The organism is Mucilaginibacter inviolabilis, assembly GCF_011089895.1.
In the GTDB taxonomy this organism is placed as follows: domain Bacteria; phylum Bacteroidota; class Bacteroidia; order Sphingobacteriales; family Sphingobacteriaceae; genus Mucilaginibacter; species Mucilaginibacter inviolabilis.
Genome location: NZ_JAANAT010000004.1, coordinates 690358 through 715190, shown reverse-complemented (window position 1 = coordinate 715190; position 24833 = coordinate 690358). Strand labels below are relative to the sequence as shown.

Sequence of the window (24833 nt, the reverse complement as noted above, 5' to 3'; positions counted from 1 at the left end):
AACAATGCGACAGTCAGGATAATTATTTTCTCAACACATTTCATGATGCTGAACTTTATTTACATAATTGAGTCCTTGCAGCAAAAAGTCCCAGCTCCCCATCATTGCTGATCTCCAGTTTAATGTGGACGTTCTTTCGGTGTGACTTGACCGTATTTGCGCTTATCTTTAAAAACCCAGCAATGTTTTCAGATGTGAAGCCTTTGAGCACCAGGCATATCACTTCTATCTCGCGGTCAGACAACAACTTTTTTCTTAAACTATCATATTCTGGCATTTCCTTCGGATCGAACAATGGGGCTGGTGTAACCATGACAGGTTTCGCATCGCGTGCGTCCCGAAGTCCCTTGCGAAGGTCGTTAGCTGAAACATTTTTAGATAGATAACCACAAAGTCCATGCTTTTCAATAAATTTCTTAATACTTGTGTCCCAAAGCACGCTTAAGAAAAGGATCTTGATTTTGGGGAACTGCTCCCGGATCAGCGTTGCAGCTTTGAAACCATCCATGTACGGCATATTAATGTCTAATAGGATAATGTCCGGCTGATAATCTGTTACAGAATGCACCAGCTGATTGCCATCAGAAACAATTTTAATAACTTCAAAATCTTCCATCTCCCTAATGAGTGACGCCAGTCCCTGTGCGTTCAGGGCCATATCCTCGGCAATGATGATCTTAGTTTTTTCCATGGCTTTGATTTTTAAAGTTTGGTACATGAATGGTCACGTGTGTTCCTCCTTCACCAGAATCAAAAATGATCTCCCCTTTTATAAAGGCCACGCGACTGCGGATGTTGGTGAGGCCGATGCCTAAGTTTGCCGTGTGATTGGCGTCGAAACCAACACCGTTATCCTCAACGAAAATATCTACACTATTTTCGTTGATAAACAACTGGATAAATGCGCTCGATGCTTTAGCATGCTTCATGATATTACTGATCAGCTCATTGAGAATCTGGTAAACCATCAGCGCCACCGGTTTAGGCAATGACCGGTCATCCCCTTTGGTATATAATTGAAATTCGGTCGTCCTCAGCTGGTTCAGGGTCAGGAGCGTTTTTTCAAGACTGCGGATTAGCCAGTCGTTTTCAAAGCTTACCGGCGCTAATTCATGGGAGATCCTGCGTACATCCAGATAGGCGTTGTTGGCCAATTCTACCGAATTGCTGAGAACCGATTCCAACTGCGGGGCAGGCATGTCCGTAGTCGTATTGCTCAGCTGCCGCGACAGGTGTCCCAGTGCAGATGCGACGCCCTCATGAAGATTTTGAGAAATGCGTTCGCGGACACCCTCTTCTGCTGCAACGACAGAAGAAAGCAACATGTCTTTCTGGGCATCGAGTTCCCTCGCCAGCTGCCTGTAACTATATACGATACCAATAAAGACCACAACGGTTTCCCAGGCAATGCCCCATTGAATCAAGTTCGGATAGCTGGTGAGAACGTTTTTTTGATCTATATTGAAAAGTACCATCAGGATAAATTGGATCAGGCCCATATCAAAAACAACGATAGCTGCCAGGTAGAACCTTGCCGGTTTAAACCCTTGTTTTATCCGCTCGATAGCGCAGGCCAGGAAGAGCAGGCATTGAATAAACAGGACGACCGCCAACCCCTGTTCTGTATAACCCTGGAAAGCTAAAGCCTGTTTGAAAACAAAGTTTGCGAGGAGACAAAGCGCGGTCATCAGTATAATCAGGTACATGCCGATGTGTGCGATACGTCCAAAAATGGCGGGGCGTTCTTTATATTGAAGGAATTTGCGCATGATCAATGACATCAGGACGCCGAGGACACAAGGTGCAAGATGTTCGAAATAACCCGAAAATTCCGGGTGATGCGGGTAGAGGAACTGGATGTCTGCACCACACATCGTCAGGATCTCATAAAGCGCAACAACTACATAACCGCTGTAGAGCCAGTGGATACGGCGCTTGAGCGCGATAGCCAGTAAGACGTTAAGCAGAAATACCATGGCCATGACGGCAGTAAATATGCCAGTGATCATATAAAAGCGCTCTTCGCTGACCTGGAATTTTTTGGCCGGGGACAATTCAGGGAACATATGAAATTCGTCACCGTCATCAACATCAACCTTCATCACGACATATTTAGCCTCCCCGGATTTGAGCCTGATAGGAAAGACCATATCATAGGTGGGTATCATTCGTTTCTTAAAATCCAGATCGACCCCGGTTTGCCCGATCTGCCGGAAATCGCCTTGTCCTGTTTTGAAATATAATGTTGCCGTATCGACGACATGGCTGTGAAACTGAAAGTAGACCATCGTATCCACGGGCGCTGTATTCTTCAGCAGCAGTTTGAGCCAGAAGTGCCGGTAGATATCGATCTTTTGACTGAAGCCCCTCGCTGGCTCGATCTTAAAAAAATCAGCAGCCGGTATTTTACCGGCCAGGGTCTGCACGTCCAATTGTTTATTGGTGCCGTATAATAAAAGGTAGGTATCTACATCTGCGGTAGATTGCCTCCTGCCGACCATCAGTGTATCCTGCGCAACGGCCTTAGTCCATGAGCCTGCCAGTGCAAGTCCGCAAAACAACAAAATACCTTTCGCTAAGGATGCTAATTTTTTCATGGGTTTCCGATTGATCCGGGATAAAGGTAGCGGCTAATTGAATTTCGTCAATCCTCAAATGTGATGACGATTTTTTGTTTTCATGTAATCTAACTTTGGAATTATCGGGACGAAGATTGTACTGACGTTCAAATATATAAGAAAATGAATAACTAAAATAAACCATAACGACAAAGACTATTAATTAAAACACAAAACCATGTCATTACTAAGTTTTCTAGCGCTCGCTGCGCCCAAGGGGCTGCGGCGACTAATCGATGAAAAAATCGAGCAGATAGTTAAGGAGTCCAAAGCAGCTACTGACAATCAGGTTACTTCAGAAACAGCTGCACCGGACACCACTGTCACTGCCCCTTTGGCACAGCAGTCGCCTTCAGCTGCATCCTGGCGGCTGGCCTACCGGATGCGGCCCCATCAGCAGATGGGTAGCGATGATGCGGAGCTGCATCATTCCCACCAGGTATACCAGGACCATATCAACAGTCTGGCTGACGAGCATAAACTGATCCTGGCCCTGGAGATCGTTGAGAAAAAACGTGAGCTCCATCAGGCCGAGCTGGATCAGGCAACTATTGGCCCCGATACTGAACGGCAGGATCAATACCGGCAAAGGATCGCCAGGTTTAACGCCGAACTGGACGAACTGATAGCGGAATCGAAAATAAAAAACCATGTTACCGACGAAGCATCAGGTTGTCAGTTTGCGATCAATCTATACCGTAAAGGGTACAACATCGGTTTTCAGAAGCATTTCCTGATGACCGGGAAACAATAAATCAACGGGTTTTCCCGTAAGGGAAAACCTATTTAACCAAGCCATAAAATATAAGATCATGAAAAATATCTATTTAAAGCTGGTATGCTTCATTGCAGGCTACCGCTATGCGATCCTCAAAAATTACGACGGCTATTCGCAGCGTAAGATAGGCGTACTTGCCATCAGCATGATGTTCCCGGTGGGCATTTATGCTTTAGATGGCTGGCTGGTATCGCGCAATATTTGCCAGGCGTCGATCGGTGAGGCGGTTACCTCCAGCCTCGTGGCTGCCGGATTTATATTTTTGCTGGAGAAGGCTATTGTTATGACCAAGGTCTCCCTCGGCCTTTCGATCTTCCGTATCGCGGTAGCCTGCGGCCTTTCCTTTATTGGTGCCATTGGCTTGATGATCGATCTGTTTCACCAGGACGTTGACCGGCAGCTTGCCGTAATGCAGCAGGGGAAAAATGTCGAATACGCTAAAATAGTGGCTGACAAACACAAAAAAGAAATTGCGGATATGGACCGTTCGCTGGCAATGTATCTGGCACAGTATAAAAAATTCTCTGAGCTAGCGATCAGTGAGCCTTCTAATGTGAACGATCCGGGTGTTGGCAGGAAAACGCGTTACTATGAACAACAGCGCGATATCACTGAATCCCGCTTCCTGAAACCGCTGCGTGCAAAACGAGATAGTTTAGTGACAGTCATGGCCGGCGAAGTGGAAAAGGAGGCAAAGATTCAAGAGGGCAAAGTTGGGTTGCTGACCCGGATACAAGCCTTGTTCGATTTCTCCTTTGCAACAGGCTTTGGCCGGCTGCTGTGCTTCGTATGCCTGGGTGTCCTGCTGGGTTTAGAGCTTATGGTTCTCGCACTTAAAAATGGCATGCGTAAGTCCGCTTTCGAGCGTGATGAGGACGACTACAATGACAAGCACGAGCAGCGCAGCCAGGATGGCAAGAACAACCGTAACAAAAATGGTCATATGAGTATGACCTATCCTCTCCACATAGCTCATCAATAACATGAAAACAACATTCATCATTCTGCTGATATTGGTCGTTTGTTTCATCATTTACTGGCACCATCCGCGGTTCAAAGCCCATGGGCTACACCGCGCCATATTAACCACCTTTGGGATCGACCCCGATGGTGGCCAGTATTTCTACCGCTCAATCAAATGGTTGGGTTTCCTGCTCCGGTTTAATGCGTTTCCTTACGAGCTGAACCTCGATCAGATGGGGATTTATCTCATCCGCCGGCCCTGGCATGGTTTTAAGAAAAACAAATTCTTTTACCCGCTCTATATGGTCAAAATGGTCAATACGACGGAGTATTTCGGTCGCATCGCTAAAATAAATGTCTTTATTGATTATAACGGACAGAATACCCAGTTATCGATCCCGCGTTTCTTTTCTGTACAGGATGCACAGCAGTTTCACCGAAAATGGACCCTAAGTTTAATGACAGGCACTATTAACTAAGTAAAACGAACATGGCAGTATTTGACAAGTTTTTCGAATTTCTTCAACGGTCAGAACAGGGTTATCAAAATCACCCGGGCGATACCGGGAACCTGAATTCACGCGGAATTGCCGTAGGTACCAACCACGGCCTGTCGGCTAAGGTATACGAACAATACCTGGGCCGGGTACCCACCGAGCAGGATATGCGGCAAATGAGCCGCACGACGGCCAGGGAAGTCATCCACCAGGTTTACTGGAACCAGATGGTGCATGGTGACCAAATCAAATCCCAGATGGTGGCCAATGCAATCGGGGACGTCGCCGTGACCAGTGAAAAGGCTGGGATTTCGCTCGCCAACCAACGGCTCCTGCTTTCCGGTTACCCGGTTGCCGCGCACAACCAACATACCGAATTGCGCCCTGACGAGATCGGGGCATTAAATAGTATGACACCGCAACAGGAGGCTTTGTTCCTGAATGCATTCGCGGCCGACCAACGTGGGTACTACGCCGGGCTGGACGAAAGCCACGATGCGTTCAAACATGGCTGGGACAACCGGGTGGTTCACAATTTCCCGGAAACACCCGCCGAAGGCTGGGAGCAAGTTAAGGAGCAGGACTATTACCTGACTACAAAAGCAATACAACACGTTTTATGGCACGGTGCCCCCCATCAGGTGGACGGTCATTTCGGCGAACATACACAAGCGGAATTGCAGGAGTACCAGCGACTACATGAACTGCCACCGACCGGGCATTTGGACGAGGCAACCCGTGGTGTTTTACTGCAGGACATTATGGCTGATGATACAACCCGGAGCTGGGGGGAGCGAGAACAGCAGGATTCAGCGAACCGGGATCGGCATGCGCTTAGTGCAACTCCACATGTTCCGACGGCTCAGGACCATAGCTGGGCTTCCCCGGACAGCTTTTACGCGCCGGAACAACAAGCGTTAACTGATCAGTCTGCCGATCTGGGAAAAGTGCCCGAAGTGCTTGTTTCCCCGGATCAAAGCTGGTCCAGCGATAACCTGGTAGCCGATGTCGGGGCTGAACAACAAGTGAGTGATCAGCAGGTTTCGGCCGGTGCAGCCGACCAGCAAGTTAGTACAGGCATTTCTGATTCCATGAGTTAAAACTTATCATTATGAAACTGATATTTGAACGTGTTTACCAGGGCACTACCGAAGACCCGGTATTGCTCCTGAAAGATTATCTTTTACCGGGGGTGCGATTGGAATTCGGGAAATCTTCGGGCGGCTGGTTCTGGCATATCCACCTGCCGCATATACAGCGTGCAATGTTGCCTTCGGCCGTCAATGTGCTCATCCAAATACCGGTCAATACTTCACAGGCGGCAGCGCTGCCTTCCGACAAACTTTGGACATTGATCAACCGGCCTTTTAAACGGGGCCCAAACCCTTTCAACCGGACGATCACCCAACTGATCGACATACCCCTGGAATCACTTTTTTCAACCATTAGGGGGGATTTTTGGGTCGGCGCCGAGGTCTTACCGGATACCGATGGTTTCCTGCCAGGACTCAAAGACAGTTCCCATTGTGTGCGTATCATCACGGGCAGCCAGCTGGCCGCCGACCGCCTTAGCCGCTGGTTCGATGCGGAACCGGTAACTTATGAACACGGCAGGCGCGGTGAAGCGCGGATCTATGTAGGTTTCTCCGAATTACATTTTCTGTTCCGAGTACCGGTATTTATCGATGCTGTCCTGCCCCATTTGCAGGAGGTCCCTCAGGATATCATCCGGTATATTCAAGAAGATTCCGACCGGCTCTGCCGTGGCTTGCTGATCGCAGGACTTTCAGGTTCGGGCAAGACGACTACTGCCTGTAAAATACTTTCTGGCTTGCTGCAACAAAACAAACTTGCCTCGCTGCTGGTCACTGATGTTAAGGGGGAATACCAGGCTTTCGCCAAAGTGTACGGTCTAACTTACTTTGATATGGGACGCGACCTGAATTGTCTGAAACAACTGGGGGTCAACCCATTCATTCCCCTCGATGAGCTACGGCTGTCGAACCATATCGATCTGCTTTCGATATTACTGAGCATCGGCGCCAGCGGAGGTTCAGGTGTGCTGCTGCCCGCGTTTATGAAATTACTATTGGAGGGCTATTATTATGAGTTGCTTTGGCAGCCGCTGGTTAAAGACGGACTGCCGCCAGATATATTCGAACAGCGGCTCAGTCTGCTGAATATGACTGGATCCGAGCTTAGAAAACGGCTTGGCGGAACGTTCAGCATACTTAACCAGGCTCACTATAAATTATTCAATTACTGGAAAATGAACGCTTCGACCGTAATGAAGCGTATGTTTCAACAAGGTGGACAATCGAACGGCAGGGCGGAGATTATGGATGTGATTTCCAGTAGATTAGCACTTCTCGAGACATCAGTCATTTCCTACATGTGCTTTGAAAACGGACGGTCTTTCGACCACCTGAAGAATATGAAGCTGGTGTTAGGCTTGCGTGGGATGTCAGATAATTCGCTGCAGCAACTCATGGCGATGTTCTGCCTTTTCGGTATAAGTTCTGTGCTGAACGGTGAAGAGCAGCCACACCTCCGGCACCTTTTCCTGCTGGAAGAAGCCCACCATGTGGCTGGGCAGCCATCCGGCTCGGCCGAATTGCTGACGGTTTCACAATTGCTTGCCACCCAGGTGGAGCTGGGGCTGGTCCAAGGCCGCTCAAAGGGCTGCGGATTTATCATCGTGGACCAGCAACCCGGTACAAGGCTGATCTCCACTGTGACGGCCAATACCTCTATGAAGATATGCCATAACCTGTTAGGTAAAGATGGAGAGATCATGGCGCAAGCAATGGGGCTTACTGATGCCGTTAATTTTTCGACGCTCGGTGTCGGCGAAGCCTATATCAAACCGGCGGACCAATATCCAGCAGTTCGAGCGCGGATAAGGTTATAAGTACGGCTCATCACTAATTAATTTACTATTTTATATACATTATCAATCAATTAAAATCAAAAGCGATGAAAAAAATAATAGTATCACTGCCCCTGTGTTTTGTGGTGGCCACCGTAGCACAGGCTCAAACCAACTTGGAAGATCAAATACTGGGTACTTGGCCCAACCCAGATAAGGATGGTAAGATTGAAATTTACAAGACAGGTAATTAACTGGCCCGGGTAAAAGACATGTACCTGCCTTGTGGTTTGCGCTATAGAGTTACATTATTTATTTAATTGTTCGGATAACTATTGCTTAAGGTCGTTCATAAATGACGGTTCATTTGTATGCATCAACTATTTCAGAAAATTCATACCCGTCCTTAATATTACCAGCGCCTTTTTTAGGCACTGGTAACTATAAATAATAAATGTTTGGTCAATATTTTTTTAATAAGCATCATTGGTCTGAATCGCCTCCCCTAATTCAATGTTGGTATAGGCTTTTCCATTAATACCCCATGAACCATCTACTGCATGTACAACATTTACAAATACATTCTTCTTTAATAATTTACCATTGGATAGCTCAACAGCAATATTTGTAGCCTCCTCAACGTATTCATTAAGAATTTGCTGTGTCCCAAAACCGAAAGATGGAACTTTCCATTCAATAAAGGTAGAAATAACAGGAACACCGCCTGAAAATATAAGTTCCGGCGACACAGTGTTTAAATGACCTATAACAACCGGTGTCATAAATTTATTGCCGGTCAATCCATGCACTTTCAACATTAAGGCAGACAGTTGAGGCACAAGTTTTTTTTCGTTTTCTGGTGTAAAAACACCTTGAGTGGTAATAACTGTAAGTGGCATAATTATTAAATTTTAATTGTTAAATAACTATGCAAAGATGAAAACGAAAGAAAATATAAACGTTGTCATATGACAACGTTTTAGAAACCGTTTAAATTTTACTGAGAGATAATTTAAACGGTTTCTAAAAGTTTCGCTCTTAATTTGCTCAGAGTAGAATTAGTCATGCCCAAATAGGAAGCAACGGATTTACTTGAAATGCGATTTAATAGATCAGGTTCATGTTCCATAACCCACTTAAGCCTGTCAATCCCTTCCATACCTAGAAATATATATACACGCATTTGAGAATGTATAAATGCAAATTCTATAAAGCTATAATAGAACTTTGCAAGTTCAGGGAAGGATTCAAAAGCATTGTAAAAGTCTTTTCGGCTAATGACAAATATTTCAGAGGGCTCGTGGGCTATTAAATAATCTAAAGATTTTTTTTGAGTAATAAAGCTTGTTATCGCGCTTATTATACTATTTTCCAATGCGAATTTACCTGTTATTTCATTGCCCTTTTTGTCAATTTCATAAAGGCGTAAACAACCATTTGAAACAAAATAAAAATGTGTGCAAATTTGCCCTTCCTTTTCCAAAATTTCATTGCGTTTTACTTTCCTGAATTTAAAGAGAGCAGCTAATTTTTCAATGTCATCCTGATTTAATGCAGTATTCTCTTTCAGGTACCTCCTTAACTGTATTTTCGCTTTTTCCATAAAAATATCGACAGCGTTATTGTTTAACTAATCTTTATAAATTATTCAAAAAGAACAATAAATCCCACTATCTCCAAATTATTCATGTCTCCCAAGCCCAGCTTTCCGAAAATGCTCTTAAATTTATATTCTGCCATCATTCTTAGCAATTAAATTAAACGCTGTCTGTATTGAGCTGGCGTCAGGCCAACAACTGTTTTGAAAATTTTTATAAAGTGACTGGGCGTTAAATAACCTACCTGGTAACCTACCTCTTTTATGTTCAAATCAGTATAACGTAGTAATCGTCGCGCTTCCAGAATACAATGTTCTTGTATAGCTTCAGTAGCAGATCTACCCGTGATCCGTTTAACAGTATCATTAAGGTGTGCTGTAGTGATATTTAATTTTTCAGCATATATAGAGGGTTTCTTCCAATCTTTAAAATGCTGATAAAGCAGGTGCAGGAATTCTTGTTTAATCAGCGCGGGCCGGCTTTTCTTGTGATCAGTTTTAACTTCAGAAGCTGATATATTACCAGTAATGATATACAACAACCCCATGAGTAAAGCTCTTATTGCGCTTTGAGAAGTGATCAATGGCTTATAGTACAACTGACAGATCGTGAGGAATAAGCTATTTATCTGCTCTAACCAAACAGTAGGAACATTGTTAAAAGAAGGTGCCTGATCCTGCCAATCCTTTTCTAAAACACTTCTGATATCTTCATCAATCAAGGCCGCCTCAAAACTGACCGTCCAACCAGACAAGTGAGTTTGCGGTATTAATTGATGTACTTGCTCCGGAAAGATCATTAACAAACAGGGTGCGCTAAATTCGTGATCTTCAAAATCAATAACCGCTTTTAATTTGCCTTCCCATAGCGCTACCAACATATAATGATCATCGCGATGAGCAAATCCGGTCTGGTGTTCGCCCGGAGCCTTTTGGTCGAGGTCAAGCTTTTTCAAGGCAATGCCTTTTATATTACTCGCATGTATTCCAAATTCGGGAATTTGCCTATTGGTTCTGTTAGCCATATCGTTATTAATTAATTCTGCGATTTGAGGTATAATAGCAGCGATTTAATCTATACATCGTTTATAAATCCATCTTTCTTTGTATAAAATTAATCAAAAAGTAAAAGGCGATGGAGAATTCAAGTAAATTAACTGAACTGGCGACAAAAAAATTAAGGGTTGTAGTTGCCGGCGGCGGCTTGGTTGGCCTAACTGCTGGTATAGCACTGAAACGTATGGGAGCAGATGTTATAGTTTGTGAACAGGCTACGGAGATCAGGGCGGCTGGCGCTTCCATAGGCTTATGGAAAAATGCGCTGGATGTATTTGAAGACCTGGGAATGGGCGAACAAATGCGCAGCGTAGGTACACCGATAGAAGCCTGGTTTTATAATGCTGCCGGTCGCCGGTTCCGGGCTGAAGGATCCGGTGCAGAAGATCATTCTTTTGCATTATTTCCGCGGCCTCAACTCAATAACATACTTGCAGCGGCTATGGGAAATGACAATATTAATCTTCACGCACGCGTCGTAGGCTTTGAAGAAAACGCTGATGAGGTTAAAGTATTATTGGAAAACGGGGAACACATTTTAGCCGACCTGCTTATCGGCGCAGACGGTGTATATTCCAAAGTGCGAAATCAATTGTTACCAAATTATACAGCTCAGGAGCATAGCGGGCATCATGTATGGAGGGCTTTGGTTCCATCTGGTGATGAACCCCCGGTTGGAAGTGTCCTGACTATTGGCCATGAACGAACCCGGGGTGGTTATTTTCAAACATACGGGAATGAAACTACCTGGATGATCAATCAATTTGATAGTGCAGAGCCCCTTGGTTCAAACAAACAGGAAGCCTTAAAACGCGCAGCTCAAATGAACGATAATGGCTGGGGCGACGCTTTAATAAAATTAATTGAACGTACCCCCGAAGAAATGATCCTACACAACCAGATCATGTTTGTTCCTCCACTGCCTTCATGGGTATCACAGCGTGTAGCTTTGATTGGTGATGCAGCCCATGGACTATCCCCGCACATATCAGCCGGCGGAACTTTAGGGATAGAAGATGTAATTGTTCTCACCAATGCTTTAAAGACAACCCCATCTTTAGCAACCGCCCTAAAAATGTACGAAATCAACCGCATACCTCATTACAACAAGGTAAGGCAATTATCGTGGAATGTGGAAATAGCCCAGGGAGCCGAAGAGTATGCCCGGGAATATGCGGCCTTTAGTCATTGGATGCTTAATGAAGGTTATCAGGAATCACGTTCATAAAAATTAAAATCATGAAAAAAGACATTGATATTAAACAAATTATAAACCTGGTCAGAGGATTGGGTGGCAGCTTTTTAGGAGATTTCAAAAGCAAGCCCTTACCCGTAAACATGGACGATTTACGCGAACTTAGCCATGATATGGATATTCGCTTTCAAAAAGAACTCAAGTCAAAGCTGGAAACAATATATCCGCAAATTGGATGGCCTGAGGAGGAAACTGAGACTGCGCAACAATTAAAGCCTTTGGCCATCCCTGAATACTGGGTATGTGATGTGATGGATGGCGCAGTTCAATACGTTCAGCATCTATCGGGCTGGACAGTCAATCTTACCCTGATGAAATATGGAGAACCCTATTTTTCAGTCATTTACGATCCCATATTAAATGAAACATTCTGGGCGAAATCTAAAGAGGGTGCATTTATGAACGGCAAACGTATTGTACCAAATAAAAAGAAAAACCTTAATGAAATGCTTGCCGTTTGGGAGTATACACACCATAAGAAAGATGAATATCACATCTATCATCAAATGGGAAAAAGTGTCACCCATTTATTAGAACAATTCCTTTGTGTCCGAAACTATGGGCCGCATGCCTTGCAATTAGCCTATGTAGGCGCCGGCCGGATTGATTTATTTCATCAGGAAGATTTAGATACAACCAACTGGCTTGCGGGCTTATTTATTGCTAAAGAAGCAGGCGCTGAAATATTAACTACCGATGGTAAACCATGGAAATATGGCAGCAGCAGTTTACTGGTTGCAACTAAAGGTGTTGGCCGACAATTTTTAAAGGCGATTAAGAAAATTCAATAATTTAAAATCATGAATATCACTATTATAGGCGCAACTTCGGGTGTTGGGCTAAGCTGTGTTAAACAAGCTTTAGCACGAGGCTATCAGGTTACCGCATTATCTCCCAGAGCACAAGAGCTTCTTCAGGATGAGCCGATGCTCACAAAAATCAATGGTTCTGCTACCTCGCCGACTGACGTAAAAGAGGCCATTAAAAATGCAGATGCTATTTTGGTATGCATTAATACTAAGCAAAAAAGAGGGACTACCCTATTTTCGGAAATGGCAAATGTTGTTATCCCCGCAATGCAGGAAACTTGCCCGGACTCCGTTATATTGATTATATCTGGTTTTGGAGTTGGTAATAGCAAGCCTTATTTAGGTTTGTTTATGAAACTGGTCATTAACCTTTTATTAAAGGATCAATACAATGACAAGGCAAGAATGGAGGGTTTATTTGCAAAAAGTAAATTAAAATGGGAAATGATCAGACCGGGAGTCTTGTCTGATGCATTGCCAACAGGAAAATATCAGATATTCCCTGACCTCCATAAAGGAATGAAGATTGGAAAGATTACTAAAGATGATTTAGCCGGCTTCATGCTTAAAGAGGCTAACGAGAAAAACTTCATACTAAAAACTCCTGCGATTACTCAAACAATATAATTTTGTTAAAACATATAATGTCTATTGTATTGCTGCTATTGATAAAAGCTGGAGTAGCAGATAAATGATACGGGAACGAACATTTTTGTTGACTTTTATGCGTCATTCATAGAGTTATGAAGAAAATATAAATTAGAAATTTAATAGATTACTTTGGACTATAATTATTGAAATAGTCATAAAAAAACCCTCTAAATCTTACAATTTAGAGGGTTTTGATACTTATTGGTATCGCTTTTGTCGGGATGGCAGGATTCGAACCTGCGGCCTCCACATCCCAAATGTGGCGCGATACCGGGCTACGCTACATCCCGTTCCCGATTGGGTTTGCAAAAGTAGGATTTTAAATCAAGTTGCAAAACTTTTTTTAAAAGAATTTTCAAGTTAAATGCTAACCCATTCATTAGCACATATTTGAACTTAAAAAAAAATTCACATGAGTATTTATAGCACACAATCGTTGTTATTTAAACATATCAGAGCCTAATAAAACTTTAAATAATGAATCATGTTGTTCAAGCATACCTGCCTGAAAAATACATGAACCTTTACGAACAACATCCTTATTGGCTAATGAAGAACGGTATTGTTACCTCCTACCCTTCTTTAGATAAAGATCTCCGGATAGATGTGGCCATTATGGGTGCAGGTATCAGCGCTGCTTTAACTGCCTTTAATTTAAGAAACTCGGGATTGTCTGTAGCCGTTTTCGATAAAGGCCATACCGCGATGGGTAGTACCGCTGCGAGTACCGCCTTTTTACAATACGAGATTGACACACCGTTAAGTCAGCTAAAAAATTTAATTGGAGAAAAGGATGCGGTTAAAAGCTATGAGCTTTGCCGTAAGGCGATATATGATATCGGCGACCTGTGCGAATCATTTAAACCTAAATTTGATTTCCATCTACGGCCAAGTTTACAATATGCGAGCTTTAAAACCCACATCAACGCCTTACAGGATGAATTTAAACTTCGAAAGAAACATCATTTTCAAGTAGAATGGCTGGAAACATCAGATCTACGAAAAAAATTCAATTTTGACGCACCAGGTGCCATATTTTCTGCAGATGGCGGTGAGGTAGATGCCTATTTATTTACACATGCTTTATTTAAGGACTTTCAGCATGCCGGTCACCGGGTTTATAATAACACCGGGATAAAACAAATTGAATATTCAAAGCAGGGCATTAAACTGTACACCAACAATGATCATACTGTAAAAGCTAAAAAATTAATTATAGCCTGCGGTTATGAAAGCCTGCAATATATCCCAAAAAAGATCGCAGAGATCAATTCAACCTATGCCCTGGTATCAGAGCCCTTAGCCAATGAATTCTTTTGGCATAAAAATAGCCTGATATGGGAAACAGCAACACCATACTTATATTTCCGGGCGGTGAGCGAAAACCGCATTTTGGTTGGTGGACGGGATGACCCGTTTCATCATCCACACATTTACCCATCCGTAATTAACCGAAAAACGGAGTTATTAAAGAAAGCATTTTTGAAGAAGATTCCGCATATTCCTTTAGTACCTGATTTCAGCTGGGCCGGTGCATTTGCATCAACCAAAGATGGCTTGCCTTATATTGGTTCAATTATCGAAAGACCAAACACTTTTTTTGCACTAGGTTTTGGAGGCAATGGTATAACCTTTAGCGTAATAGCAGCAGAAATTATACACGATATGGTATTGGGTAAGAAAAACGCGAATGCTGATATTTTCAGATTTAACAGGTAATAACTTAATTCAGTTTACCCGACCGGTTCATCAGCGCGAGCGAAACAGCTACGCAAATCAATACCCCTATCAACGCCCCGCCCAGTAAACGGCCTGAAAAACCCAGAAAATTATTGCCCTGGTCAACATAATTCAGATAAACTAGGCCAGCCAGACAGGCGACGATGCCACCGATGACTAATATTCTGAAACTTTGAAAAAAGGCTTCAAAGAAACTCAGATTATTGTCTTTCTCATTTTCTTTATAGCTTTTCACTCCCATGTAAACACCTATCAGGGGTATTAAAATAGATAAATACTCAATAGGATAAACATGATTACCCGAATTGCTGTAACCAAAAGTGTGCATTACAAACAGCCAGGTTCCGCTAAAAACACCTACAACCAAACCACTAACAAATGCGTTTTTCATCAGCTCAGTATTAAATAGTACGTCTTACTAAATTTACATATAAAAAAGGAAATAATCAAAGTCAATTATTTTATGTAATGATTGTTTTACAGGGAAATAGATTATTATTTCATCCAACTTTAATCCTGTTCTCCTGTTAAAACAATTCTTTACTATAACCAAAAGTTATCAAGGATTGCTCTTTGTGATAAAAATCACGATGGGTAAAGCTTCACTTTTGTGGTGTTAAAACACACATCACATGCATACAAATCATCAATTTGCTAACAACACAAACGCAGTACTACTTAACGTAAGTTCCAATGCACGCATCATTATTTTTGCTGTGTGTATCATACTTTGCTTAACACCATTTGTAAGTCCGGCAGTGGCGCTCCTGATGGGGCTTGTCATAGCTCAGTTCACTGGCCATCCTTATCTTCATCTTAATCATAAAGCCACACACCTTCTATTACAGGTATCGGTGATAGGCCTGGGCTTTGGCATGAATGTACATAGTGCACTGCATGCTGGTAAAGAAGGTATTTTGTTCACAATAGCTTCCATCAGCGGAACACTTATTTTGGGATATTTCATGGGCAAATGGTTTAATATTGAAAGGAAAACATCTTTCCTTATTTCGTCAGGAACAGCAATTTGCGGTGGTAGCGCCATTGCAGCCATATCGCCGGTAATCAAAGCAGAGGAAAAGCAAATATCTGTAGCATTGGGCTGCGTTTTTATCTTGAATTCTGTGGCATTATTTATATTTCCGATGATTGGGCATCATTTAAATTTATCTCAAAACCAATTCGGTTTATGGTGCGCCATAGCTATTCATGATACCAGTTCGGTAGTTGGCGCGGCAAGTAAATATGGCGCACATGCTTTAGAAGTTGCTACCACCGTTAAACTGGCCAGAGCTTTATGGATCATACCGGTTGCTTTTTTATCTTCATTCCTGTTTAAAAACAATTCGCGCAAAATTAAAGTGCCCTATTTTATAGGATTATTTATCCTGGCTATGATCATTAACACCTATGTACCTGCCGTATCTATTATCAGCCCGTATCTTATAAAAATTGCCAAGACAGGCTTAACGCTTACTTTATTTTTGATTGGTGCCGGTTTATCCCGTACAATTTTATTATCAGTAGGTTTCAGGCCTCTATTTCAAGGCATATTGTTGTGGATAGCTATATCATCTAGTGCACTTTATGCGGTGATACATTGGGCATAATTATTTTTCTTATAAGAATAAATAATTTCAATAAACAAAAGAAACGTGTTTTTACGTATAGGTGGTTACCATTTTTTGTTTATTTTTAGCCCCGATGATACCCGTTGTTTCTAAACTCCCCCAAACTGGCACAACCATATTCACCATCATGTCGGCCTTGGCCAATGAGGTTGGTGCAATAAATCTTTCACAAGGTTTTCCAGATTATGATTGTTCTCCGGAGCTTATTGAATTAGTGAATAAGGCTATGAAAAATGGTCATAATCAATATGCCCCGATGGCAGGTGTAGTGAGCCTTCGTGAAAAAATTGCCGAGAAAACAGAAAAACTATACGGAGCAGTTTATAATCCGGATACTGAGATCACTATTACTGCTGGTGGCACTCAAGCTATATTTACGGCCATCAGCGCGGTTATACACCCCAATGACGAAGTGATTATTTTTGAGCCCGCCTTTGATTGCTATGCACCGGCTATCAAACTGATGGGAGGCGTTGTAAAGTCATTGGCGCTTGAGCCACCAAACTATCGTATTGCCTGGGATATGGTAAAAAGACTGATCAATCATAAAACTAAAATGATCATTCTTAACTCGCCGCAAAATCCAACATCCACTATACTGCACAAGCATGATATTGACGAGTTGAGCGCAATAGTTAAAAACCAGGACATATTGATATTGAGTGATGAAGTATATGAACACTTGATATACGATGGAGAAACACATCATAGCATGGCCCGGTATCCTGAATTGCAGCAACGTAGCTTTATAGTGGCTTCATTTGGTAAACCTTTTCATGCTACAGGCTGGAAAGTAGGCTATTGTATGGCCCCTGAGCACCTGATGAATGAGTTTAGGAAGATCCACCAGTTTTTAGTATTTGCGGTAAACACACCTATACAATATGCCATTGCCGAATACTTAAAAAATGAAGAAACCTATTTAGGTTTACGCGAGTTTTTTCAGCAGAAAAGAGACTACTTCAGAAAAGGGCTTGAACAAACCCGTTTTGAGCTGCTACCTTGCTACGGATCATACTTTCAGTCAGTCCGTTACAGCAACATAACAGATGAAAAGGATGCCGACTTTGCTATTCGTATGGCTAAAGAAAACGGGGTAGCTTCTATACCTGTTTCTGCATTTTACACCAAGGGGATCGACCACCATGTATTGCGATTTTGTTTTGCCAAAAGGCAAGAAACTTTAGATAAAGCCGTTGATAGGTTATTGAAGGTTTAATTTATGGTTAATATATTGTATATAAACCATAATTTTGGTTAATAGCAATGAGATAGATCAATTGTAATTTATTTTGACAAAGATCTGTCATCTATGAACTACTAAAATACTGCTTATGGATAATCTTAAAATTACTGTTTTTCAGGGTTACCTTTTTTGGGAAAATACCGATAAAAATTTACAGAATATATCGCTAAGATTATCAGGTGGTATACGCGAAAAAACGGATCTTATCATATTGCCAGAGATGTTCAGCACCGGTTTTACCATGGATGCCGAGAAACTGGCAGAATCCATGGATGATAAAACCATGAAATGGATGCTCAAAACAGCACAGCTATATGATTGTGTAGTAACCGGCAGCATTATTATAAAAGAAGGCGGTAAGTTTTACAATCGCCTTATCTGGATGCGGCCTGATGGTACTTATGAGCATTATGATAAGCGGCACCTTTTTGCATTAGGTAAAGAACATAACACCTATACTGCAGGTAACGAGAAGCTTTTTGTTAAACTTAACGGATGGGTAATTTGCCCGGTGATATGCTACGATCTGCGTTTCCCCGTATGGTTACGCAATATTAGTGAAAACGCCTACGACCTGCTCATTGTTGTGGCCAACTGGCCCGAACGCAGAGCATTACACTGGCGTACCCTTTTACCGGCACGTGCTGTAGAAAATCAAAGCTATGTGATTGGCGTAAACCGTGTAGGGCATGATGGCAACGAGGTTTACCACTCTGGTGATTCTACTTGTATCGACCCAAATGGTAACGTGGTATATTATAAACGCGATGAAGATGATGTATACACCTTCTCTATTATAGCCGATGAAGTGATAAAAGCACGCCGTGCATTGCCTTTTTTAAAGGATGCTGATACTTTTGAAATCGAAATCTAACTATTACAAATTCATTACTTCCTCTTCTTACTTATTATATTCAGCTGATTCTGAATGATTTTACAAAAGTCGGTGCTAAATATAATTTAAATTTAATTTATACCAAGGTTTCAAATTCGGCCATTTACTATCTTCATGGAAAATTCATACCTATTGTGAATGTTTGCAAAGTTGAATTGAACTAGGACTATGTATAAGATAAAACCCCTGCTTTTTTTATCAGTCGTACTTTTTATTTTTAGTACAAACGGGGCAGTCGCCCAAACTGACACACTCAAACTTACCTTCCAGGACGCCGAGAAACAATTTCTTGAAAACAATTTAAGCCTTTTAGCCCAAAAATATAATGTAGAAGCATCAAAAGCGCTCATACAACAGGCTAAGCTTTGGGACAATCCTGTATTAAGTACCGATCAAAACATTCATACCAGCGGAAGCAATAAGTTCTTTGACCACCGTAAAGGCCAGGGACAAGTGTTTGTGCAACTGAACCAGGTGTTTACCACTGCCGGCAAGCGAGGCAAACAGGTACAAATAGCCAAGGATGATGCCATGGTACAGGAGGCCGCTTTCAATGACCTGATGCGCAATCTGCGCTACAATCTGCGGCTTGATTTTAGTCAGCTGGCTACGCTTAACGCTCAACAAAGGGTTTATGAAAATGAGATCACTTCAGCCACTAACCTGGTAAAAGCCATTCAAAAATCATATGATGCGGGTAATACCTCTATGAAAGATCTGATCAGGCTTAAAGCTTTGCTTTTTGGGCTGCAGAATGATATGGTAGAGAATAATCGCCAGATTAATGACCTTCAAACCGAACTAAAAACTTTACTGCAAACCAAAGAAACTGCTTTTGTTGATCCCATCATTAATGATAAGCCAACAGAAAATGTAACGCTTGACATTCCTTCATTAATTGAACAAGCAAAAGCCAGCAGACCCGATTACCTGTCGAACCAGTATCAACTCAACTCGGCCACGCATAACCTTGCTTATCAGCGTGCATTAGCGGTTCCGGATATCACCATTGGCGCTTCATATGATAAAAACAGCAACTATGCGCCTAACTATTATGGTTTAGAAATTGGCCTCCCTCTGCCCTTTTTTAATCGTAACCAGGGTAACATCAAATCGGCCAAGTATAATCTACAGAGCCAGGAAAGCACTTTAAAACAAAGTGAGTTTCAACTTAAAAATGATGTTGTCGCTGCTGTAAATCAATATAAATTAAATCAACAGCTGTTTACTACCCAGCAGGTTGAATTTAATGAGCAGTACGATAAATTATTTAGCAGTATGCTCAAAAGCTTTCAGCAAAGACAGATCAGCCTGATTGAGTTTGTTGATTTTTTTGATACTTATAAAGATACCAAGCTTAAGATTTTGCAACAGCAGTATAATCTTCAAAAGTCTATTGCCGATCTCAATTTTGCCATCGGTATTCCTGTAATTAAATCCTGATAATTTTTATAAATATAAAATAATGATGAAAAGAGAAACGCTGTTATCCGGCATCTCCGCTTTACTATTGCTTGCCGCCTGCAAAGGCAAGCCCCAGCCTGTAGCAGAAAACCTGCCTGTTACCGTTAGCGACTCTATGGCGCGAATGATCACTATTGATACGGCCAAAACCACTGCCATGAAGGATGAACTTAGCCTTTCGGGTGAGGTATCTTATGATGACAACAACGTGATCAAAGTATTCCCTTTCGCTGGGGGACAAATACAGGAAGTCAAAGTTTCCCTGGGCGATAAGGTTACCAAAGGTCAAACGCTGGCTGTAATGCGGAGTGCGGATATTGCCGGTAATTACACCGATCTCACAGCAACCCGGTCAGACCTGGCTATTGCAAAACGCCAGTTGGAGCAGGCCGAATATCTATACAAAAATGGCATATCAAGCGAGCGAGATTATACAGAAGCCAAAGAAAACTATAATAAAGCTGCAGCAGCCAGCACTAAAATTCAACAGCAAATTGCCATCAATGGCGGCGGCAACACGTCGGCAAGTGGCTCACTGATCATCAAAGCCCCTGAGAGTGGTTTTATTGTTGAAAAAAGCATTACTGCCGGGAGTTTTATTCGCCCCGATAATAGTGGCAACATGTTCACCATCTCCAACATGAAAGATGTGTGGATATGGGCCAATGTGTTTGAATCTGATATTAGTAAAGTAAAAGTAGGTTATACAGCCAAAGTTACCACAGTAGCTTACCCGGGTAGAGTATTTATAGGCAAGGTTGATGCCATCAGCTCCGTTCTTGACCCTGATAACAAGGTAATGAAGATTAAGATCGTATTGCCCAATACGGATATGTTATTGAAGCCTGAAATGTTTACCAACGTAGTGATCTCTAATAACGATAAAGCTCAATCGGTAGCGGTACCTGCAAAAGCGGTTATTTTTGATAACAGCAAATATTACGTAGTAGTGTACAATAGTAAAAGCGATTTAAAAGTACGCGAAGTAAGCGTGATCAAAACAGTTGATGATGTAAGCTATATCTCCTCAGGCTTAAATGCAGGTGATAAGATCATCTCTAAGAATCAACTATTGTTTTATGATGCGTTAATGGGTGATAAATAGATTTTTTATTGGTATCAAGTAGCTAGTATCAAGTATCATGACCTCTAAGCGTGATATTTATGGTCTCCAAAAGATCTTGATACTTGATACTAGCTACTTGATACTAAATTAATTACAAGATACTAAAATGAATAAATTCATTAAAAATATAATCTACTTTTCATTAAGGCACCGCTACTTCGTGTTTTTCATGACGCTGGTGCTGGTAGTGCTGGGTATATGGAGCTACCTCAATACACCAATTGAAACGTTCCCCGATGTTACCAATACGCAGATCATCATTATAGCGCAATGGCCGGGCCGAAGTGCCGAAGAGGTAGAAAAAATGATCACCATACCTATGGAGACCGTTTTGAACTCTGTCCAAAAAAAGGCTAATCTGCGTACTACTTCCTCATTTGGTTTATCCTATGTCCGTATCATTTTTGATGATGACGTAGATGATGCCTTTGCCCGGCAACAGGTATTAAGTCGCCTGGGTAATGCAGACTTACCCGATGGTGTAAAACCAGAAGTAGAACCACCATACGGTCCTACCGGCGAAATATACCGTTATACACTTAAAAGCCGCACCAAAACCATCCACGACCTTACCGCCATTCAGGATTGGATCCTCGATCGCCAGTTTAAATCGGTACCAGGCGTTGCCGACGTAAACAGCTTTGGCGGTGAAGAAAAAACTTACGAAGTAAGCGTTAACCCTGCTTTGCTGCAGAAATACAGCCTTACCTCACTTGATGTTTATAATGCTATCAACCGCAGTAACATCAACGTAGGTGGTGATATCATTGAAAAGAACGACCAGGCCTACATTGTACGTGGTATTGGTTTGATCAACAACATTGATGAGATCCAGAACATCATCATCAAAAATGTAAACAATGTACCCATACTGGCCAAGGATGTCGCCGAAATTAAAGAAAGTGGCCTGCCCCGTTTAGGCCAGGTTGGGCGCGACAAGCATAACGACGTTATTGAAGGTATCGTAGTAATGCGTAAAGGCGAAAACCCTGCAGAAGTTTTAAAACGGATACGCGACAAAGTTGCCGAGCTGAACAATAGCATCTTACCTAAGGATGTTAAGATTGATACTTTTTACGATCGTACTAACCTGATGGATTTTTGTACAGAAACAGTTATCCATAACCTGTGCGAGGGTATTATTCTGGTTACTGTTATTGTATTCCTGTTTATGGCCGACTGGCGCACAACACTTATTGTGGCCGTCATTATACCACTTGCGTTATTGTTTGCCTTTATCTGTTTACGCTTAAAAGGTATGAGCGCAAACCTGCTCTCGATGGGTGCCGTCGATTTCGGTATCATTATAGATGGCGCTGTGGTGATGGTAGAGGGAATATTTGTGGCCCTTGACCATCGAGCCAAAGAAGTAGGTATGCAAAAATTTAATGGTTTAGCCAAACTGGGTCTGTTTAAAAATGTAGGTTCCGAAATGGGTAAAGCCATATTCTTTTCCAAACTCATTATCCTTACCTGTTTAGTGCCAATTTTTGCATTCCAAAAGGTAGAAGGTAAGATGTTCTCACCATTGGCTTACACCCTGGGCTTTGCCTTATTGGGGGCATTAATATTTACACTTACCCTGGTTCCTGCCCTATCCAGTATATTACTAAGTAAAAACGTTAGGGAAAAGCATAACCCTATCGTTATATTCTTTGAGAAGGGCATCCGCAGGATGTTTAATTATACTTATCGCAATCAAAAGCTAAGCTTAATTGTGGCGGTGTCCTTTATGGCGGTAACCTTCTTCTCGGCCAAATTTTTAGGCAGCGAGTTTTTACCACAACTTAATGAGGGGGCTTTATGGGTAACCGCGCAACTACCGATGAGTACGTCATTAGAAAGTTCAGTAAATGTGACCAATAAGATGCGCGATGTATTGTCGACTTTTCCTGAGGTAAAACAGACTTTGTCGCAGGTGGGGCGTACCAATGACGGTACCGACCCTAAGGGTTTCTTTAACGTACAGATCCAGGTCGACTTAAAACCTAAAGATCAATGGGAAAGTGGTCTGACCCAGGAGGAACTGATCGCCAATATTGATAAAAAACTGAGTCAGTTCCCTGGCATCATTTTTAACTATTCACAGCCTATTATCGATAACGTGGCCGAGGCCGTTGCCGGTGTACCTGCTTCTATGGCTGTAAAAATATTCGGACCTGATTTTACTGTACTCGACCATAAGGCTGATTCTGTCATGGATATCCTGAAACATGTTCAGGGTGTTGAAGACCTTGGCGTATTGCGTAACCTGGGCCAGCCGGAGTTCCGTATTGAGCTTGACCAGCGCAAAATGGCACTTTATGGTGTATCCACCGCCGATGCCAATGCTGTTATTGAAATGGCTATCGGTGGTAAAGCCGCCACTACTCTTTACGAGGGTGAACGCAAGTTTGACATCCGGATTCGCTATCAAAAAGCGTTCAGGAACACCCAGGATAAGATCGAAAACCTAATGGTACCTACTTTGAACGGCTCCAAAATTGCCATCAAAGAAATCTCAAACATAACCACTCAAACCGGGCCCGCCTTTATTTACCGCGACAACAATATGCGTTATATAGCGGTTAAATTCTCGGTGCGTGGTCGCGATTTGGGTAGTACCATTGCCGAAGCCCAACAGAAAGTAAATGCCGCCGTTAAGCTTGACCAAGGCTACTCTTTCACCTGGAACGGTGAATTTGAAAATCAGATCAGAGCTTCCAATACATTAGCTCACGTAGTGCCTATCTGTTTACTGGTTATATTCCTGATCCTATTCATCACCTTTGGCAACGCCAAAGATGCAATATTGGTTATCATGAACGTACCATTTGCACTTATCGGTGGTATCCTGGCATTGCATATTACAAACACCAACTTTAGTATATCGGCAGGTATCGGCTTTATAGCCTTATTTGGTGTATGTATTCAAAATGGGGTTATATTGGTATCCGTTTTCAGAAAAAATCTCGAAGCACGGATGCACCTTAACGAAGCTATACTGGAAGGCGTAATTTCCAGGGTTCGCCCGGTAGTGATGACTGCCCTGATGGCTGCTATTGGATTACTACCGGCGGCCGTATCAACTGGTATAGGTTCCGAAACTCAAAAACCGTTGGCTATCGTAGTGATAGGTGGTTTGGTAACATCAACCATATTGACGCTGCTCATATTACCTATTATTTATGCCATCGTTTACCGTTTGATTCATCGCCGCGAAAACCGCAAGCTTTTGAAAAAAATGGGAGTAGTACGTAACGCTTAAAAACTTTTTAAACCTTGGATTTTAACAAAAAACAGGACTAAAAACGATCAAAAACCGCTTAAAAAGTGTTAGAATCTGTTCAAAAAATATCGATTTTAACACTTTTTAACAAATTTTAGAGGTGTTTTGAAAGGTTTAAAAAGTATTAATAAATTGATAATCAAACAACTAAATACGAAATAGCTCATTTTTGTCTCTTGCAGACCTTAACTAAAGAGCCCCGGTTTTCATGAATATTGAAAACCGGGGCTCTTGGCATATACAAATATACGAAAAATCAGTCTGAATCAGAATTTTCATAATTCCACTTAGCAGTCTGGTACTTTACCGTTGCTCCATTAATCCTTACTCCCCTGGTTTACGTTTTTTAATTGTAACATTTAAGTTTTAA

General features: G+C 42.2%; 22 protein-coding genes and 1 tRNA gene. 16 read left to right on the top strand and 7 right to left on the bottom strand.

The window, feature by feature from the left end:
• Positions 1 to 55: 55 nt before the first annotated feature.
• Together G7092_RS26615 and G7092_RS26610 are read right to left on the bottom strand one after the other, a co-directional pair.
• A complete protein-coding gene (locus G7092_RS26615; protein WP_166094501.1) occupies positions 56 to 691 on the bottom strand; it encodes a response regulator transcription factor in 636 nt (211 codons plus the stop codon).
• Positions 678 to 2597 (bottom strand): sensor histidine kinase, encoded by a 1920-nt coding sequence (locus G7092_RS26610; RefSeq protein ID WP_166094499.1) that lies wholly within the window; start codon positions 2595 to 2597, stop codon positions 678 to 680. Before G7092_RS26610 ends, G7092_RS26615 begins: the two co-directional genes overlap by 14 nt.
• Positions 2598 to 2952: 355 nt before the next feature.
• Between G7092_RS26610 and G7092_RS26605 the strand changes: the two genes are divergently transcribed.
• The 6 genes from G7092_RS26605 (at position 2953) to G7092_RS26580 (ending at position 7979) form a co-directional block, all read left to right on the top strand.
• Positions 2953 to 3372, top strand: a complete 420-nt coding sequence (locus G7092_RS26605; RefSeq protein ID WP_166094497.1) for a hypothetical protein — start codon at positions 2953 to 2955, stop codon at positions 3370 to 3372.
• Between the two features lie 58 nt (positions 3373 to 3430).
• Entirely contained in the window at positions 3431 to 4378 is a 948-nt protein-coding gene (locus G7092_RS26600; RefSeq protein ID WP_166094495.1) for a DUF4407 domain-containing protein, read from the top strand.
• Position 4379: 1 nt separating this feature from the next.
• Entirely contained in the window at positions 4380 to 4838 is a 459-nt protein-coding gene (locus tag G7092_RS26595; RefSeq protein ID WP_166094492.1) for a hypothetical protein, read from the top strand.
• Positions 4839 to 4849: 11 nt separating this feature from the next.
• Positions 4850 to 5956, top strand: a complete 1107-nt coding sequence (locus G7092_RS26590; RefSeq protein ID WP_166094490.1) for a peptidoglycan-binding protein — start codon at positions 4850 to 4852, stop codon at positions 5954 to 5956.
• Between the two features lie 11 nt (positions 5957 to 5967).
• Positions 5968 to 7767, top strand: coding sequence for a helicase HerA domain-containing protein (locus G7092_RS26585; protein ID WP_166094488.1), 1800 nt, complete (start codon positions 5968 to 5970; stop codon positions 7765 to 7767).
• Between the two features lie 65 nt (positions 7768 to 7832).
• Positions 7833 to 7979 (top strand): DUF2147 domain-containing protein, encoded by a 147-nt coding sequence (locus tag G7092_RS26580; RefSeq protein WP_166094486.1) that lies wholly within the window; start codon positions 7833 to 7835, stop codon positions 7977 to 7979.
• 219 nt (positions 7980 to 8198) lie between these two features.
• Here G7092_RS26580 and G7092_RS26575 read toward each other — a convergent pair whose 3' ends face one another.
• From G7092_RS26575 to G7092_RS26565, 3 genes are all read right to left on the bottom strand, one after another.
• A complete protein-coding gene (locus G7092_RS26575; protein ID WP_166094484.1) occupies positions 8199 to 8624 on the bottom strand; it encodes a 4-oxalocrotonate tautomerase in 426 nt (141 codons plus the stop codon).
• Positions 8625 to 8737: 113 nt separating this feature from the next.
• The gene (locus G7092_RS26570) at positions 8738 to 9328 is read right to left on the bottom strand and encodes a Crp/Fnr family transcriptional regulator (protein WP_166094482.1); all 591 of its coding nucleotides are present in this window, start codon (positions 9326 to 9328) and stop codon (positions 8738 to 8740) included.
• Positions 9329 to 9477: 149 nt separating this feature from the next.
• Complete coding sequence (locus tag G7092_RS26565; protein WP_166094480.1) at positions 9478 to 10347, bottom strand: helix-turn-helix domain-containing protein; 870 nt, start codon at positions 10345 to 10347, stop codon at positions 9478 to 9480.
• A gap of 110 nt (positions 10348 to 10457) precedes the next feature.
• Here G7092_RS26565 and G7092_RS26560 point away from each other — a divergent pair, with 110 nt between their 5' ends.
• The 3 genes from G7092_RS26560 to G7092_RS26550 are packed head-to-tail and all read left to right on the top strand — an operon-like array spanning position 10458 to position 13069.
• Positions 10458 to 11606, top strand: coding sequence for an FAD-dependent oxidoreductase (locus tag G7092_RS26560; protein ID WP_166094478.1), 1149 nt, complete (start codon positions 10458 to 10460; stop codon positions 11604 to 11606).
• Positions 11607 to 11617: 11 nt separating this feature from the next.
• The gene (locus G7092_RS26555) at positions 11618 to 12424 is read left to right on the top strand and encodes an inositol monophosphatase family protein (RefSeq protein ID WP_166094476.1); all 807 of its coding nucleotides are present in this window, start codon (positions 11618 to 11620) and stop codon (positions 12422 to 12424) included.
• Between the two features lie 9 nt (positions 12425 to 12433).
• A complete protein-coding gene (locus G7092_RS26550) occupies positions 12434 to 13069 on the top strand; it encodes an NAD(P)-dependent oxidoreductase (RefSeq protein ID WP_166094474.1) in 636 nt (211 codons plus the stop codon).
• A 240-nt stretch (positions 13070 to 13309) separates the two neighbouring features.
• On the opposite strand, the gene G7092_RS26545 is transcribed toward G7092_RS26550, so the two are convergent.
• Positions 13310 to 13383, bottom strand: a tRNA-Pro gene (locus G7092_RS26545).
• Between the two features lie 187 nt (positions 13384 to 13570).
• On the opposite strand from G7092_RS26545, the gene G7092_RS26540 reads away from it, so the two are divergent.
• Positions 13571 to 14812 (top strand): NAD(P)/FAD-dependent oxidoreductase, encoded by a 1242-nt coding sequence (locus G7092_RS26540; RefSeq protein ID WP_166094472.1) that lies wholly within the window; start codon positions 13571 to 13573, stop codon positions 14810 to 14812.
• A gap of 4 nt (positions 14813 to 14816) precedes the next feature.
• On the opposite strand, the gene G7092_RS26535 is transcribed toward G7092_RS26540, so the two are convergent.
• Entirely contained in the window at positions 14817 to 15224 is a 408-nt protein-coding gene (locus G7092_RS26535) for a DUF4199 domain-containing protein (RefSeq protein ID WP_166094469.1), read from the bottom strand.
• 241 nt (positions 15225 to 15465) lie between these two features.
• Between G7092_RS26535 and G7092_RS26530 the strand changes: the two genes are divergently transcribed.
• From G7092_RS26530 to G7092_RS26505, 6 genes are all read left to right on the top strand, one after another.
• Complete coding sequence (locus tag G7092_RS26530; RefSeq protein ID WP_166094467.1) at positions 15466 to 16443, top strand: YeiH family protein; 978 nt, start codon at positions 15466 to 15468, stop codon at positions 16441 to 16443.
• Between the two features lie 94 nt (positions 16444 to 16537).
• Positions 16538 to 17683 carry a methionine aminotransferase gene (locus G7092_RS26525; protein WP_166094464.1) on the top strand — a complete coding sequence of 382 codons (1146 nt, stop codon included), beginning with the start codon at positions 16538 to 16540 and terminating at the stop codon, positions 17681 to 17683.
• Between the two features lie 115 nt (positions 17684 to 17798).
• Positions 17799 to 18584: an amidohydrolase gene (locus tag G7092_RS26520; protein WP_166094462.1), complete on the top strand. Its 786-nt coding sequence runs from the start codon at positions 17799 to 17801 to the stop codon at positions 18582 to 18584.
• A 189-nt stretch (positions 18585 to 18773) separates the two neighbouring features.
• Entirely contained in the window at positions 18774 to 20048 is a 1275-nt protein-coding gene (locus G7092_RS26515; RefSeq protein WP_166094459.1) for a TolC family protein, read from the top strand.
• Between the two features lie 22 nt (positions 20049 to 20070).
• Positions 20071 to 21174, top strand: coding sequence for an efflux RND transporter periplasmic adaptor subunit (locus tag G7092_RS26510; protein WP_235953941.1), 1104 nt, complete (start codon positions 20071 to 20073; stop codon positions 21172 to 21174).
• 127 nt (positions 21175 to 21301) lie between these two features.
• The gene (locus tag G7092_RS26505) at positions 21302 to 24442 is read left to right on the top strand and encodes an efflux RND transporter permease subunit (protein WP_166094458.1); all 3141 of its coding nucleotides are present in this window, start codon (positions 21302 to 21304) and stop codon (positions 24440 to 24442) included.
• The last annotated feature ends 391 nt before the right edge of the window (positions 24443 to 24833 follow it).

Excerpts from the sequence above, each read along its gene's own strand:
- G7092_RS26555 (WP_166094476.1), top strand. The coding sequence starts at position 11,618 with ATGAAAAAAGACATTGATATTAAACAAATTATAAACCTGGTCAGAGGA.
- G7092_RS26540 (WP_166094472.1), top strand. The coding sequence starts at position 13,571 with ATGAATCATGTTGTTCAAGCATACCTGCCTGAAAAATACATGAACCTT.
- G7092_RS26505 (WP_166094458.1), top strand. The coding sequence starts at position 21,302 with ATGAATAAATTCATTAAAAATATAATCTACTTTTCATTAAGGCACCGC.
- G7092_RS26565 (WP_166094480.1), bottom strand. The coding sequence starts at position 10,347 with ATGGCTAACAGAACCAATAGGCAAATTCCCGAATTTGGAATACATGCG.
- G7092_RS26520 (WP_166094462.1), top strand. The coding sequence starts at position 17,799 with ATGGATAATCTTAAAATTACTGTTTTTCAGGGTTACCTTTTTTGGGAA.
- G7092_RS26535 (WP_166094469.1), bottom strand. The coding sequence starts at position 15,224 with ATGAAAAACGCATTTGTTAGTGGTTTGGTTGTAGGTGTTTTTAGCGGA.
- G7092_RS26610 (WP_166094499.1), bottom strand. The coding sequence starts at position 2,597 with ATGAAAAAATTAGCATCCTTAGCGAAAGGTATTTTGTTGTTTTGCGGA.
- G7092_RS26510 (WP_235953941.1), top strand. The coding sequence starts at position 20,071 with ATGATGAAAAGAGAAACGCTGTTATCCGGCATCTCCGCTTTACTATTG.
- G7092_RS26615 (WP_166094501.1), bottom strand. The coding sequence starts at position 691 with ATGGAAAAAACTAAGATCATCATTGCCGAGGATATGGCCCTGAACGCA.
- G7092_RS26575 (WP_166094484.1), bottom strand. The coding sequence starts at position 8,624 with ATGCCACTTACAGTTATTACCACTCAAGGTGTTTTTACACCAGAAAAC.
- G7092_RS26530 (WP_166094467.1), top strand. The coding sequence starts at position 15,466 with ATGCATACAAATCATCAATTTGCTAACAACACAAACGCAGTACTACTT.
- G7092_RS26560 (WP_166094478.1), top strand. The coding sequence starts at position 10,458 with ATGGAGAATTCAAGTAAATTAACTGAACTGGCGACAAAAAAATTAAGG.
- G7092_RS26580 (WP_166094486.1), top strand. The coding sequence starts at position 7,833 with ATGAAAAAAATAATAGTATCACTGCCCCTGTGTTTTGTGGTGGCCACC.
- G7092_RS26550 (WP_166094474.1), top strand. The coding sequence starts at position 12,434 with ATGAATATCACTATTATAGGCGCAACTTCGGGTGTTGGGCTAAGCTGT.
- G7092_RS26595 (WP_166094492.1), top strand. The coding sequence starts at position 4,380 with ATGAAAACAACATTCATCATTCTGCTGATATTGGTCGTTTGTTTCATC.
- G7092_RS26590 (WP_166094490.1), top strand. The coding sequence starts at position 4,850 with ATGGCAGTATTTGACAAGTTTTTCGAATTTCTTCAACGGTCAGAACAG.
- G7092_RS26515 (WP_166094459.1), top strand. The coding sequence starts at position 18,774 with ATGTATAAGATAAAACCCCTGCTTTTTTTATCAGTCGTACTTTTTATT.
- G7092_RS26600 (WP_166094495.1), top strand. The coding sequence starts at position 3,431 with ATGAAAAATATCTATTTAAAGCTGGTATGCTTCATTGCAGGCTACCGC.
- G7092_RS26585 (WP_166094488.1), top strand. The coding sequence starts at position 5,968 with ATGAAACTGATATTTGAACGTGTTTACCAGGGCACTACCGAAGACCCG.
- G7092_RS26525 (WP_166094464.1), top strand. The coding sequence starts at position 16,538 with ATGATACCCGTTGTTTCTAAACTCCCCCAAACTGGCACAACCATATTC.
- G7092_RS26570 (WP_166094482.1), bottom strand. The coding sequence starts at position 9,328 with ATGGAAAAAGCGAAAATACAGTTAAGGAGGTACCTGAAAGAGAATACT.